Origin of the sequence: Pseudomonas sp. SJZ077 (assembly GCF_007993905.1) — a bacterium.
Taxonomy (GTDB): domain Bacteria; phylum Pseudomonadota; class Gammaproteobacteria; order Pseudomonadales; family Pseudomonadaceae; genus Aquipseudomonas; species Aquipseudomonas mandelii.
This window is the reverse complement of the sequence record NZ_VIUJ01000032.1, coordinates 1-13,026: the sequence shown is the minus strand read 5'-3', so window position 1 is coordinate 13,026 and position 13,026 is coordinate 1. Positions and strand designations below refer to the sequence as shown.

The following is a 13,026-nucleotide window of genomic DNA, read 5'->3' as shown; positions in this document are numbered from 1 at the left end:
CGGCTCCGGCGAGCGATCAATAGTCCCAGATGGCCGCGATCCAGCGAAAGGCATCACCGTCGATGGCCACTCGACCAACGGAGGGGAACGGCAGGTGTGTGGCGACAAACAGCTCGCCGCTCGCCGCCGCCTCGCGCATCAGGCGAACGCGCACGCGATACGCTTCCTCCGGGTCATGTTCAAAGCCGTTGTGCCATTCAGGGTGCTCGAAGGCGACCGGGAACAGCGCGTCGCCTGCGAACGTCAACCGCTCACCGCCGGAGTTCACGTAGACCACACTGTGCCCCGGAGTGTGGCCGCCGGTCAGCTTGACGACCACGCCCGGTGCCACCTCATATTCGTCTTCGAACGTCTTCAGCTGGTTGTGGAAGGCATCCATGAACTGCTGGGCCGTGGACCGCAAAACGTCGGGCACCGGCGTCGGCATGGTGGTTTGGGTGAAGTCGGGAGTCGCCCAGAAATCGACCTCGGTCGCCGAAACGTGAATTCGCACATCAGGACGCAACCGGTTCTTCACCTCATCGACGAGCAGCCCGCCGATATGGTCCATGTGCATGTGGGTGATCACCACGTCGGTCACCGACGCCAGGTCGATGCCGGCCGACTCCAGACGCTTGGGGAACTGCCCGGCCCGCGGAAAGCCGGGGAATTGCCCACCCAGCCCAGCGTCGACCAGGATGGTCTGGTCGCCGCTGCGCAGCACCAGAACGTTGAGCGGCCAATCGAATGCGTCCGGCCCCAGGTATTGATCCTTGAACCAGGCCTCGCGATCGGCGGGGTCGACATTGGTGGACATCGTCGACGTCGGCAGCGGCAGCACCCCATCGCTGATCACCAGTACGTCAATCTCGCCGACTCGCAGGGCATAGCGCGAAGAAACCATCTCTTGCGCCCCCGTTCCGCCGAAATTCGAGGTGGTGTACAAGCTTAAGCCGGAGTCCGGCTGACCGCTCACTGGCTGAGATGCTCCATCCTTTGGGGTGGGGATGTTCAGATGGGTCGTCATGGTTATTCTCCGATTGCCTGACTCAAGGGGTCTTAAGCGAAAGCCACTCTCTCGAGGTGAAAGGGACTGATCGTTCAGGAATCGAGTCTGCATCGCGACGCACCACGCCAGCTACCATACCTGGGTATGGTGAGCTTGCACCTTAGCGTGATCGTTTCATGCAAAAGTGTGGAGACGGGCTCTACGAAGTCACACGCACTAAGCCACCTTTTCGCCGCCTCGCCGTTTACCCACGCTGAACCTCGCGCCCGCCCGAAGCGCATGGCGGAGTTTCAGCGCCGGCCGTTCGATGCTGTAGTACGAAACGCAACTCAACCCGAACGACAGGATCAGAACGGCGGCAACGATGTGCGCGTCGTAGGCAACCGGCCAGAAAGCACGCAGGAAGTACATCACCACAAAGTGATTCAAAAACACGCCATAGCTGATGTCCCCGAGGAATTCGTCAACCCGGTGAAACTTGAGTTTCGTCAGCACGTACACGGCCGGGATGCCTAAGGCGATGCCCGCCGTCACCTCCGCGTTAAACGGTCGGCGCTCAATCAGTCCCGCTTCGATGGCCGCAAACATCAAGGCAGCCACCACGGCAGTGCCGGCAGCGATCGCTAAACCCTTCGCCTGCGGTTTGTACAGGTAGCTGCCGCACAGGAACATGAACAAGACGCCCGGCAACAGGCGATAGCCGTACACATCGGTGTTGAGGAAACCAAGACACGCGGTCATAAATACGGCGACAGACAAGACAAACGCAACGCCCCTCACCTTGTAGATCAACAGGAATGGAATCACCAGGTAGAAACACATCTCCAGCCCCAGAGACCAGGCCGGCGGCAGAATCAGCGGCCCGGCGAGCCCGAACATGTAGAAGCCGAGGGGCACCATCGTGAGGCTCGCCGCGATGTTCCCGAGCGTCAGCTCGGCGGCTTGAGGCGTGCCGGGCAGCAGGCAATAAATCACGGCGCACGATGCCAGGAAGTAGAACAGGAATTGAGGGTAAAGCCTCAAGGCCCTGTCCATGTAGAACAGCCCGATTTTCTGCGGCGCCTTGTAATTGCGCTCAATGAGCGAGGTCATTACAAAGCCGCTGATGATCAGAAAGGAAATCACGGCAACCACGCCAGGGTTAAGCCCCGCGAACGTTTTGCCCATATGAGAAACGGCTACAAGAATAGCCAACAGCAAACGATAAGCGCCCACTTACACTCCTGACGTCCTTGTATTTATGGCGCGTAAACTACGATGCTTTGCGTCCTGAGAACAGGATTATTTCGTGCCGCGGGAACCTGTTTTCATTCATGTGAGATCGACCGGCAATCGATGCCGTATGGCGATTCGAATTGGCCCTGACAAAAAAAAGCCCCGCGACCGAAAGGCGGTGCGGGGCAAAAAATTGGTTGGTTGCGGCCAACCAAAGGAGCGCTTGAAAAACGTTTACGGGCCGGGGTCAGATGCAATCCTGGGCGGCGCGTCCGAAACTCGACGGCAGGAAGTTCGAGGCCAGCAAGTGCCGCTCGTAGATGAACACCTTGCCGCCACTGCCGGACTTGTAGGCTTCCAGCACGTTGTCCGCAGAGACTTTGCTCGGCACCACGATCCGGTAGCTGCGCTGGGTCTGCGAGACGGTCGGGCTCAACGCACTGCCCTGCAATTTCGGTACGACGCAGTCGGCGTATTGCGCAGGTGTCTTACTGGTCTGCAGGGTCAGCGTCGGGTCGTTCGGCGCAGAGGCGCAACCGGCGAGCAATAAAGAGGCAAACGCCATGGCAGGCACAAATAAAGGGCGCATGGATGTCATCCTGAAAATAAAAAGTCCGGTTCATCGCGTGACGGGTCAGCGTCACGGGCTGTGTTCGATGGCGGCGATTTTCCGGTGATTACTGAAAAAGCAGAACTTGTCTTTCGTGATTGTCACTATTACCTCACGCAATAGTTGCGCGCCGTGCAGACTCGTACACACTCAATCACAACCGAAATACATTGATGAGGCCTCTCCTTGAGAACGTTTGACCTGATCCGCGACGCCGTCCTGCCCGAGTTCCGTGACCGGGTGGCCGAGTACTTGATCCAGTACGAAACCGTACTGCTGTGCGAAAACCCACTCGACCCGGAGCTGGTCCGCGCCACCGCCAACCAGCTGCGCGGTTATTTGCGCGGGTTGAACACCACGCGAGTGTTGGGCATGGCGGGTTGGGAGGAGCTGGATCGGCGGGTGGTGGATACGTGGCTAGCGCCCGACCAATGACAGCGGGCCCAGCCACCGGTCTCGGTCGATGAGACGGTCCACCCGTTGGTGGATCATCTAGTGGGGTAATCGCGCTACGCCCTGCTGGGTATGTCCAACAGGATCATGGTGGCGAAAATCAAGGCGAACCGGGTTTTAATCGGGACTGAAGCAATAGGCCGCCCTCTTGTTGCCGTCCAGATCACGGGCATAGGCAGCGTAGGCATTCGGTGCCCAGCCACGGGGTCCCGGCAGGCATTCACAGGTACCGCCAGCGGCCAAGGCGGCTGCATGGAACGCGTCGATGGCGGCACGGGGCGGCGCTTCGAAACTGATGGTCACCCCATTACCGACGCTGGCAGGTGCGTCGTTCGCCGGTATCAGAACAAAGAAGAACGGTGCGTTCTCGCCCCAAATAGAACCGTTGTCGCCGAGGTCGGCAATACGCTTCTGGCCCAATTCGCCCAATAAGCTGTCGTAGAAACGGCGGGCGTTGTTCAAATCATTGGTGCCGACTGAAACGTCAGTGAATACGCATTTTTTTGCGCTTCGTCAGGTGGAGAATGACGCACAGTACGGCGTCGGGGTTTGGCCAAGAATGTGCCCCGAGCCTTTGAAAAACAGTGATGAATCGGCATTAATCCGATGTGAGAAGCGCATAGGCACAGAGGTGGCCTTCACAACAGTCGATGCCTTGATACTCTGTGTGCCCCATGACCATGGACATCAGCACATGGAAATAGCACCACAATTCGTCATTCTTGAAACCACCCATTGGCTTCTCAATCATCATAGGTCGTCGGCGCTTCCCGGCTATTTGATGCTGGGGGCGAAAACTCAGGTCAACTCACTGGCTGAACTTCCCGAAGGTGCACTCGCAGAGTTGGGTGGGCTGATGGCCAACATCCAGAAAACCCTTGAATGGCAGCTGAAGCCGAAATGGCTCTACATCAGCCGATTCGGTCACGCCCCTGGCTACCCCATCCACTTTCACTTCATTCCGGTGTACGCCTGGGTCGAGACGCTTTTCTGGAAAGATGCCCGGTACAGGCTTTTGCAGACTTTCGCCAGCGACGAAAATGCCCAGTCACTGACTGATGGAGCGGAACTCACGCTGTTCATCTGGCGTGAATTTGGAGAAAGCCCTGAGCCGCCTGAAGTTCAAGGGCCGTCAATCAAGCAGGTTATTGATGATTTACGAATAGCATTCAGATAGGGGGAGCGGGTTTGTTCGTTTGGGGTCGATGTCCTTCGTGAACGGTAGCTATTGGTCGATTTCTGCCCGTCATCAGTGATAGCTATCGGGTAATGCTAGATATCAGAATGGGGGCTAGAATGAGCCGACCGGCTTGCGTTGATCTCGCCAAGCTTAAGCTGACGCTGATCGACGGCGTGCATATTTCAACCATTCGCCCGCTACCAACACGCTTTGTCTCACCCATACATGTACAAAAGGTCGTCGATCAGCTCTAGCTCCTGCTGCGTGTACTGGACCTTGTTGTACCGTCTAATGTTCTGAAGCACACCTCTGATCGGAACCTGCCGCGAAGGATCCTGAAGAATTTCGATCAGACGGTCGTAATCGGGATTGTTTCCCTTGAGGTATTTTTCAATCAGTTCTTTGAGCGCTACGCGCGCCTCTAGATCGGTTAGCACTGTTAATTCTCCGGCAAGACAGTGACCTCATCCACTTTGATGATAGTGGTAGTACCTGGTTTCGGAATGAGTTATCGCCCACCACCTGCACCTTAGCCAGCATACGCTTTCGTGAAGCGTTCCAGACTCGGACTTTTACCATCAAGCTAATATGGGACTTTTACGGTTGGCACGTCGTCCTTATAGAGTTGCAGCGTGTCGAACTTCAATCGCAGGCAACCATCACTCCATGCAGGGGCGGGGGCAGCACTACGGCCATCAAGCAGATTTGGTATCTATGTGGCGATTCAGTTGTTGCAGAAAACTCTGAATAATAGGGTAAATGTAGGGAGCCATTCCGGTCTGTGAGATGGTTTCAATCCCCGCGTGTACTGCGGGGATTACTTTCCATAAGCTAGGAGCTACTGATAAAGTCCCGCAGAAGAATCCAGGGCGTTCAACAATTCCTGAGCTGGAATAGCGTACTGACCGAGGTTCGCCATACCCAGATCCCCCCAGTCTTGATCATCATCAATTTCCAATATCAGCAAATCGATTTTTTTGAGCTGGAAGAAGCTGATGATGTCGCGAATCTCTTTCTCGCGTTGCACGTGATCATTTCCATAGAGCCCACCGGCATAGAAGAAGCCCTTATCACCCATGGCAAGTTTCTTCTGAGAGCCAATAAGGGACATTTTGAAGCGTTGGTGAAGAAATTTCGTGGCTTCCTCATCACTCGTCGGTGATGCCGCTGCAATGCTTATTTTGGTCATGGTTTAAAAGTCCTCAGAGATAAGAGGGTTAAGTGGTTTGCCCATGGTGTCTTTCTGGTAGTTACCATCGTGCGACCTGTAGAGGTGTTCATCGGCGACGTCGCGCACGCGGAGCGTAGTTAGCCCTGTCCTATTTTATTTGTTTTTATTTATTTAAATCTTTAAAGGGATTCGAGCTCGGTAGTGCAACCAAGTTTTTCCAGCCTTTGGATTTCTTGTTCGAATGTGTAGTTTGGCAGGTCTTTATTTTGTTTGTCATGCTCGCTCCTTAGAAGTCTAAATAGCTTGCCTGTTTTTTCTTTTGCTTTGCTGTCGAGACTGCTAACAAGGTCATAGTTGTCGGCAGATAAAAACTCAAACTTGTGCTTTATTACGTAATAGGCTGTGATGTTCGAAAGTAATCCTGCCGCGTCTTCGTAATTTTCGCCGAGGTACTTTGCATACTCTTCAAACATATTTGTCAGTAAGCTGCGCGCTGCGCTTTGCGTTTTAAGTACGCCGCACATTTCCTGCCAGTTGCAGATATAAAGATGATCGCCCCAATCCGATCCCCTCGCGAAGTAAATGCCTTTTCCTTTGAAAAAATCGGCGATTTCATGCTGATCTAGAGCCGTTTCGAAAGTGGTTTTCATTGAAGCTTTTCCCAGTCATCAAAATTTTTCAACAGCGTTCCCACGTCACTATTATGGGAAACGCTCTCTGATCCGATCAGAGCAGCTTCTTTTGTCCCACTTTTGGTTTCCCCGCCAGGAACCCATTCGTTCGGGTACGCACCATTTTCTTTTCCATTAGGCATTTCATAGCGGAATCTTGGGTCGTCAGGCTTGATTTTAACGATATATATGCCTTGGCCCTCTAGAGTTTTGCGCCAAGGTTTAGCTCGCTATTTAGCACCCGCCAATCGTTGCCGGCAGCTCGGTATTTCGCGACGACATTTTCCATCTCAGAAAAAATAAATCTGTCCCCTTTTACTGACCGGGTTGCCAGCGTAATCATTCCCGCAATTCAAGACCACACCACCAATAAGCTGAAGAGCAATACGCATTCGAAAAATCGTTTCCTTATATTACAAAGCAAAATAATAATTAGTTAGTTAAGCTGGTTTTTTGCCGTACGTTTAAATGGAATGTTATATGAGGCTCTTCGGGCAAAATCCGCGATTTACGATTGTTTTAGCTATTTTTTACGCCCTTTCAATCGTACTTGCGACGAAAATTACTTATCTTGCGATTTTTTCTCATGAAGTCCTGAATAACGAAGGTCGCAAACGCTCAACGCGACTTAGTGAAATCGCCCCCATCCGCGGCACTATATTTGACCGATTCAATGAGCCCTTGGCGGTTTCCACACCCGTCAGCACCTTGTGGGTAAACCCTAAACAGTTCACCCCAACCAAGCAGCAGGCAATATTATTAAATGAGCATCTTGATATTGATGCCTCGTTAATTAGTCATTTGAGCTTGAATGCACAAGGCAAGTCCTTCGCTTATCTAGCCAGAAGGGTTAATCCGCAGGTGGCAAGCAAGATATTGAAATTATCTATTCCCGGCATTTATGAACGCCAGGATTACAAACGATTTTACCCCCAGTCTTCGATGTTGGCTCAGACGTTAGGCGTTACCAACATTGATCAAAAAGGCATTGAAGGCATCGAGCTACTGTATAACAAGCAACTTTCCGGCATGGCCGGCCTGGAAGAACGGACCTTAAACCTACACAAGCGAGTCACCCGCGAAATCCTTGTGCACAAACCCGTCATACCTGGAGACGATCTATTTTTAACCATTGACTCCACGCTTCAGTACTACGTTGAAAAAGCATTATCGAAGAGCGTTAAGGAGAATGCAGCCCGGTCGGCAAGTGCCATTCTAATCCACGCCAAAACAGGGGAGATATTAGCATTATCCACGATGCCCTCATTCAATCCAAATGCGCGTAAGAGCTTTAGCGCGGACGCCATCCGAAACCGCGTATTTACTGATGTATATGAACCAGGCTCAGTGATAAAGCCATTCAGTATGGCCGCTGTTCTGACAGCAGGCGTCGTTGACAAGAACGCAATTATTCAAATAGCACCTGGCTTCATCAAGATTGATGGATATACGATTCGAGATGTAGGTAGGGATAAACAGTTAGACCTACCGGGTATTATCCGCCGCTCTTCTAATGTGGGTATGAGTAAGGTTGCGATACCGACGGGAGGAGCAGCCATTTCGCGATTACTGATCGAGCTGGGATTCGGAGATAACACCTCGATCTACTTTCCGGGGGAAAGTGTGGGGACGGTTCCAACCAGGCGAGTATGGTCAGATATCGCCACAGCAAGCCTTTCGTACGGCTACAGCTTATCGGTCAATCTGGCTCAACTTGCTCAGGCATATACCGTCTTTGCCAATGATGGAAACCTAGTTCCATTATCGATAATAAAAGGTGAGACACAGCAACCCCGCAATGTCATAAGCTCGGAGGTTGCCAACAGTATTTTGGACATGCTGGTGCATGCAGTCGATGGACCTGGAGCAGGCGGAAAGCGCGCAGCTATCGACGGTTATGTCATTGCGGGTAAAAGCGGGACCTCTCGCAAGGCATCCGGTGGCGGATATCAAAGCAATACCTACAGAGCCATATTCGTGGGTATCGCTCCGGCCAATGCACCTGAGTTCATTATGGCTATATGGGTAGACGAGCCCTCCGCCAAGGGTTACTTCGGGGGAGCGATTGCAGCACCGATTTTCAAGGAGGTACTTGATGATGTCCTTCGTATCAGAAATGTACCGAGTAGCCAAAGTCAAACTTTACCAGTATCTCGCACTGTTGGCGCAGAACGTTCCGGCCCGGTCTAGATACCCGTCGGGTCAGAGCAGTAAGGCCGCTGACGGTCGTGCGGATTATTGATCAGCACAAATCCCTGTGTGCTGATCCGCGTTAGCATTCTACCCGCCAATTCACGTCGAAGAAGTGATCGGCAGAGCACGGCCATTTATTACCTCGCGCCACCGACCGCTGAGGGTCGGTTGCTGCCCTTCGCGACAGGCTGTAATCGGTCATAAGCAGTCAGTGGACAGACTGGTTGTAACCTGATTGCCGCGTTGCACCATCGTTGTCGGCCAACCGGACTGGGGGCAGTTGCACCGTTTTACTCGTTATCGGTAATTGCCTGCTTATTACCGTTGTATTTCATGTGCGCAATCTACGCAGTTAGAACCCGTTGCCGCCCACAGGTGATGCCAGCCGCTCGACAGAAGTCGCAATTCGATCCCGAGCAATCTTGTCATTTGCCAAGGCTTAGGGCAGGGTCGATACCACTGACATCTCTGCCAAAGGAGTCACCCCATGTCAAAGGTATATCCCAGTATCGATCCCGAGGGGTTGGTCGAGTACTCAGTGGTCTACACCGACCGCTCGCTCAACCACATGTCGCAGTCATTTCAAGACGTGATGAAGAACATTTCCAGGACCTTGAAACAGGTCTACAACGCCCAGGCTGTTGCGGTGGTTCCGGGCAGCGGCACATTTGGCATGGAAGCGGTGGCGCGCCAGTTTGCCACCGACCAGCAATGCCTGGTGATACGCAACGGCTGGTTCAGTTATCGCTGGAGCCAGATCCTTGAGATGGGCAACATCCCGGCGGCCACCACGGTGCTGAAAGCCCGACCGGTCGAGACTGGTCGCCAGGCGGCCTACGCCCCGCCCCCTCTGGACGAAGTGCTGGCAGCCATTCAGGCGCAGAAGCCGCAGATTGTCTTCGCCCCCCACGTTGAAACCTCATCAGGGATTATCCTGCCCGACGAGTACCTGCGGGCCGTCGGCGACGCCGTGCACGCGGTGGGTGGCCTGTTCGTGCTGGACTGCATCGCCTCAGGCACGCTTTGGGTTGATATGCAGCAATGCGCAGTCGACCTGCTGATCAGCGCACCGCAGAAAGGCTGGAGCGCCTCCCCTTGCTGCGCACTGGTGATGCTCAGTTCGTTGGCTCTCGAGCGCATCGAGCGGACGCAAAGCAGCAGCTTCGCCTGCGACCTGAAAAAGTGGCTTCAGATCATGCAGGCCTACGAACAGGGCGGATATGCCTACCATGCGACCATGCCCAGCGATTCCCTCGCACGATTTAACGAAGTGATGAAAGAGACGCAAGCCTACGGTTTCGACAAGGTCCGCGACGAACAACAGGCCCTGGGCGATCGGGTGCGGGCAATGTTGACCGGCAAAGGCATCAAGAGCGTGGCCGCAGCGGGCTTTCAGGCGCCTGGCGTAGTGGTGAGCTACACCGATGATGCCGATATCAAGAGCGGCAAGAAATTTGCCAACCACGGCCTGCAGATCGCCGCCGGAGTGCCGTTGCAATGCGACGAGCCGGCCGACTTCCAGACCTTCCGCATCGGTCTGTTCGGACTCGAAAAGCTGCACAATATCGAGCGCACGGTCCGCACCCTCGAGCAGGCATTGGACGAGGTGTTGGTTAACTAAGCCCTCATCGTGCCCGCAGCAACTGCCGGACTTGTGAATTCCAGGAAGGCATCCTGCCCCGGGCACTGCCGGCCCATGGCGCTAATCTTCGACAAATTTGACGCTAGTCGCCCGGACGTCATGTTAGAACCACAAGGGAACGCCCGTGCACGCGTCTTACTGACACGTGCACCCTTCAGCGCTCTCAGAAAAGGGTTCCAACGAAGCCTTACGCGGGGTGGATGATTGGCGGCTGAATGTCTTGGATTTCCCCATTGCAGACGGTGGCAACGGGCAAAAATCGGCCAAGAGCAGACGCTGCTTGTGCCTTAACCCCAAGTTACATTCACTGATGTGGGCGTACCCTAAAAATGGATCGCGTGCACCCTATGCACGCTCAAACGCGGCACACGCATGACGTCCCTGCTTGGGAAGACTCTGTAGGTGCTAACACACCGAATGTGAACGCCACACGTAAGCTCAGCTCACCCTTCCCCGAGAAGCTCGCCTGACCAGCCTCCTTATGTGACGAATTAATTCACGGATATTTACCGATGGAGTAGGTCCTTATACGATGGAGTCCGCATTTATTCCTGCCCATCACGTCTGAGTAAGCTATGGTTATTCAGTGTATGACAAAACGGATTAACAAATTGTGTTTTATAGTCACGCAAAATTTTCGCAGACAAATAAGCGGCAACTGCCCATAGGTCAGTTATTTCTATATTTACATACAATACCGCTGGGTGCCTGAGCGATGAATAACACTAGTTTTCTGGGTGAAAGCGCTAAGAACTTCAGTATAGTGATAGTAAATTACAAGACACCAGAAATTACCAAGATATGTTTGGATTTATTGCATCAGCATGTGGGTGGTATCGTTCCAATATGGGTAGTAGACAACTATTCCGCTGATGAAAGTACTGAGTACTTGCGGACTCTTGACTGGATCAACTTAATCGAGCGTACTGTTTCTGAACCAGAGCAGGGCCATATCGCCCATGGCAAAGCACTTGACATGGTGTTGGAGCGGATTGAGTCTGACTATTTACTCCTGATGCACACCGATACATTTATTTTCGATAAAAATGTTTTTCCAATGATGCTAAATAAATGCATGAAAAACCACAACATTGTAGCCGTCGGTTGTGTAGAGCAACTAAATCGTGGGACCACGAGAACCCTTTGGCGGTTTAGCTCACGATTGTTAAAGCACCATTTCAGACGCCTGAAAATCTCCTTGGGATTACGTTCCAGAGAACCAAAACCGTACAGAGAAGTCTACTTGAAGAGTTTCTGTACATTGTGGAACTGCAAACTTATCAAACAGCACGGCTTGCGTTTCTCAATGGATGATCGTGTGCCCGGCTACACCCTCCAAGACCGCATGACCGAGCTTGGCTATGTCATTGAAATGTTATCGCCGCGTAAAATTTTCAGCTATCTAGATCACATTCAGTCCGGCACTGTCGCAGCGGCTGGTGGCTATGAAAAGACTCATAGGCGAACCAAAATGTACAACAACATTCTCAAGCGCCTTAACAAAGACAACAGCCAAAGCTAAGCGTTGAAGGCACGGAGCGAGTAGTGTGTGCGACACGGCTTGAAATTATCCTTAGGTTTTTATATTAAGTTATTGGAGCGGTAATGGCCCCCATCACTCAAACACTACCAATCACCCTCTCCCCGGAGCTTGATTTCGACCAGAGCGCCGCCAGCGCTTTGGGTGACTCGCTAGCCAGTAGCTATATCCAGGCTACGCCATTTCCGCATATAGTCATCGATAACTTTTTACAGGAAGACCTGATTGCGAGTATCTGTTCGCACTTCCCAGTCGAGCCAACTAACAACGAAATGCTCTACGAGCGTGGTTATAAAGGTCAGCGCAAACGACAAATCAGTCCCAACGAATGCGCCCCCTATTTGAAGACTGTTTTCAACGCCTTTAACTCGGCCCCCATGTTGCAGTTTCTTGAAAAGCTCACGGGCATCGAAGGTTTGATACCCGACCCCTACTTTATCGGTGGCGGGCTGCATGAAACGAAAAGTGGTGGCTTCCTAGGTGTTCACTCGGACTTCAGACTCAACAAAAAGCTTAATATTGAACGCAGGTTGAATGCCATAATTTATCTGAATGAAGACTGGCAAGAGGAGTACGGCGGCAACCTGGAACTTTGGGATGTCGACATGAAGACTTGTCTTAAAAAAGTCCTGCCAATTTATAACCGCTGTGTCATTTTCAACACAGACAAAGACAGTAATCATGGGCACCCCGAGCCTTTAACGACTCCGGAGCACATCACGCGCAGGTCTATAGCGCTTTATTATTACACCGCACAAACCATGGCGGCCGACCCCGCACAAAGAAATAAAACACATTACAAGCCAAGGCCCAAAGATCGTTTAAGCCTCAAGTACTATTTGAACAAACTAATCAAGAAGAGAAACTAAGCTATATCGCTAGAGAGGACGCCTCCCCCCCGCCGTTCCGCCGACCAGGCTCAGGCTTACCGCCTAAAGATGGCTCGGCGAGGGAGACTTCTTCCCGATAATGCTTTCTGCAGCAGCGTGGCACTCGGCATAATTTCCTGGCCGGGGTGTACCAGACTTCGTCTCCTGGTGCCAAGGCCATCACACCCGGTCCCACTTCTTCGACAACGTCAGATACGTCGTGTCTGGTAAGGGTAACCGCCGGGTTTATGCGGTGATACTCGGCCAACCGGATGACAATTGCGATGTGACTTCACTAGAACAACCTTGAACGCTCTGAATAACCAAAGATTTCGGAGACTAGACCGACCGACTGCTTTTGGCCGATGTCTGCCCGTCGCGAAGGGCAGACATCGACCCAAAGCAATGGGATGGACTCCTCCTCACCTCGGCATCTTGAGTGCCAGACTGAAGGCACGAACCGCAGTCAACCGTGAGAAGGAGTCCACACATGA

Annotated in this window: 13 protein-coding genes and 1 pseudogene; 6 read left to right on the top strand and 8 right to left on the bottom strand. The window is 52.8% G+C overall.

Features of this window, described 5'->3' with window-relative positions; all coding sequences use genetic code 11:
• Nucleotides 1–16: 16 nt before the first annotated feature.
• The 3 genes from FBY01_RS30015 to FBY01_RS30005 form a co-directional block, all read right to left on the bottom strand.
• Nucleotides 17–1,006: an MBL fold metallo-hydrolase gene (locus FBY01_RS30015; protein WP_042932166.1), complete on the bottom strand. Its 990-nt coding sequence runs from the start codon at nt 1,004–1,006 to the stop codon at nt 17–19.
• Between the two features lie 198 nt (nt 1,007–1,204).
• Nucleotides 1,205–2,203: an acyltransferase gene (locus FBY01_RS30010; protein ID WP_145310877.1), complete on the bottom strand. Its 999-nt coding sequence runs from the start codon at nt 2,201–2,203 to the stop codon at nt 1,205–1,207.
• A gap of 247 nt (nt 2,204–2,450) precedes the next feature.
• Nucleotides 2,451–2,792, bottom strand: coding sequence for a hypothetical protein (locus tag FBY01_RS30005; RefSeq protein ID WP_010459105.1), 342 nt, complete (start codon nt 2,790–2,792; stop codon nt 2,451–2,453).
• Nucleotides 2,793–2,999: 207 nt separating this feature from the next.
• Between FBY01_RS30005 and FBY01_RS30000 the strand changes: the two genes are divergently transcribed.
• On the top strand, nt 3,000–3,248 hold the full coding sequence (locus FBY01_RS30000) for a hypothetical protein (protein WP_145310879.1): 249 nt from the start codon (nt 3,000–3,002) through the stop codon (nt 3,246–3,248).
• 135 nt (nt 3,249–3,383) lie between these two features.
• Here FBY01_RS30000 and FBY01_RS29995 read toward each other — a convergent pair whose 3' ends face one another.
• On the bottom strand, nt 3,384–3,728 hold the full coding sequence (locus FBY01_RS29995) for a VOC family protein (RefSeq protein ID WP_145310882.1): 345 nt from the start codon (nt 3,726–3,728) through the stop codon (nt 3,384–3,386).
• Between the two features lie 232 nt (nt 3,729–3,960).
• Here FBY01_RS29995 and FBY01_RS29990 point away from each other — a divergent pair, with 232 nt between their 5' ends.
• Entirely contained in the window at nt 3,961–4,443 is a 483-nt protein-coding gene (locus FBY01_RS29990) for an HIT family protein (RefSeq protein ID WP_145310899.1), read from the top strand.
• Nucleotides 4,444–4,661: 218 nt separating this feature from the next.
• Here the strand turns inward: FBY01_RS29990 and FBY01_RS29985 are convergent, their stop codons facing one another.
• The 3 genes from FBY01_RS29985 to FBY01_RS29975 all read right to left on the bottom strand — a co-directional run bounded on the left by FBY01_RS29985 (nt 4,662) and on the right by FBY01_RS29975 (nt 6,267).
• A complete protein-coding gene (locus FBY01_RS29985) occupies nt 4,662–4,883 on the bottom strand; it encodes a hypothetical protein (protein WP_145310883.1) in 222 nt (73 codons plus the stop codon).
• Nucleotides 4,884–5,284: 401 nt separating this feature from the next.
• The gene (locus FBY01_RS29980) at nt 5,285–5,635 is read right to left on the bottom strand and encodes a hypothetical protein (protein ID WP_145310885.1); all 351 of its coding nucleotides are present in this window, start codon (nt 5,633–5,635) and stop codon (nt 5,285–5,287) included.
• A 161-nt stretch (nt 5,636–5,796) separates the two neighbouring features.
• Nucleotides 5,797–6,267, bottom strand: a complete 471-nt coding sequence (locus FBY01_RS29975) for a hypothetical protein (RefSeq protein ID WP_145310887.1) — start codon at nt 6,265–6,267, stop codon at nt 5,797–5,799.
• A gap of 501 nt (nt 6,268–6,768) precedes the next feature.
• On the opposite strand from FBY01_RS29975, the gene FBY01_RS29970 reads away from it, so the two are divergent.
• The 4 genes from FBY01_RS29970 (at nt 6,769) to FBY01_RS29955 (ending at nt 12,532) form a co-directional block, all read left to right on the top strand.
• Nucleotides 6,769–8,478 (top strand): penicillin-binding protein 2, encoded by a 1,710-nt coding sequence (locus FBY01_RS29970; protein WP_145310889.1) that lies wholly within the window; start codon nt 6,769–6,771, stop codon nt 8,476–8,478.
• 490 nt (nt 8,479–8,968) lie between these two features.
• Nucleotides 8,969–10,102, top strand: a complete 1,134-nt coding sequence (locus FBY01_RS29965) for an aminotransferase class V-fold PLP-dependent enzyme (protein WP_145310891.1) — start codon at nt 8,969–8,971, stop codon at nt 10,100–10,102.
• A 736-nt stretch (nt 10,103–10,838) separates the two neighbouring features.
• Nucleotides 10,839–11,645 carry a glycosyltransferase family 2 protein gene (locus tag FBY01_RS29960; protein ID WP_145310893.1) on the top strand — a complete coding sequence of 269 codons (807 nt, stop codon included), beginning with the start codon at nt 10,839–10,841 and terminating at the stop codon, nt 11,643–11,645.
• A gap of 83 nt (nt 11,646–11,728) precedes the next feature.
• Entirely contained in the window at nt 11,729–12,532 is an 804-nt protein-coding gene (locus FBY01_RS29955) for a 2OG-Fe(II) oxygenase (RefSeq protein WP_145310895.1), read from the top strand.
• Between the two features lie 66 nt (nt 12,533–12,598).
• On the opposite strand, the pseudogene FBY01_RS29950 reads toward FBY01_RS29955, so the two are convergent.
• A pseudogene (locus FBY01_RS29950) lies at nt 12,599–12,761 on the bottom strand (NADPH:quinone oxidoreductase); the annotation flags it as partial.
• Nucleotides 12,762–13,026: the final 265 nt, after the last annotated feature.

What these genes read in the sequence shown, in the direction of transcription:
- FBY01_RS30015 (WP_042932166.1), bottom strand. Translation starts at nt 1,006, where the DNA reads ATGACGACCCATCTGAACATCCCCACCCCAAAGGATGGAGCATCTCAG.
- FBY01_RS30005 (WP_010459105.1), bottom strand. Translation starts at nt 2,792, where the DNA reads ATGCGCCCTTTATTTGTGCCTGCCATGGCGTTTGCCTCTTTATTGCTC.
- FBY01_RS29990 (WP_145310899.1), top strand. Translation starts at nt 3,961, where the DNA reads ATGGAAATAGCACCACAATTCGTCATTCTTGAAACCACCCATTGGCTT.
- FBY01_RS29980 (WP_145310885.1), bottom strand. Translation starts at nt 5,635, where the DNA reads ATGACCAAAATAAGCATTGCAGCGGCATCACCGACGAGTGATGAGGAA.
- FBY01_RS29975 (WP_145310887.1), bottom strand. Translation starts at nt 6,267, where the DNA reads ATGAAAACCACTTTCGAAACGGCTCTAGATCAGCATGAAATCGCCGAT.
- FBY01_RS29970 (WP_145310889.1), top strand. Translation starts at nt 6,769, where the DNA reads ATGAGGCTCTTCGGGCAAAATCCGCGATTTACGATTGTTTTAGCTATT.
- FBY01_RS29965 (WP_145310891.1), top strand. Translation starts at nt 8,969, where the DNA reads ATGTCAAAGGTATATCCCAGTATCGATCCCGAGGGGTTGGTCGAGTAC.
- FBY01_RS29960 (WP_145310893.1), top strand. Translation starts at nt 10,839, where the DNA reads ATGAATAACACTAGTTTTCTGGGTGAAAGCGCTAAGAACTTCAGTATA.
- FBY01_RS29955 (WP_145310895.1), top strand. Translation starts at nt 11,729, where the DNA reads ATGGCCCCCATCACTCAAACACTACCAATCACCCTCTCCCCGGAGCTT.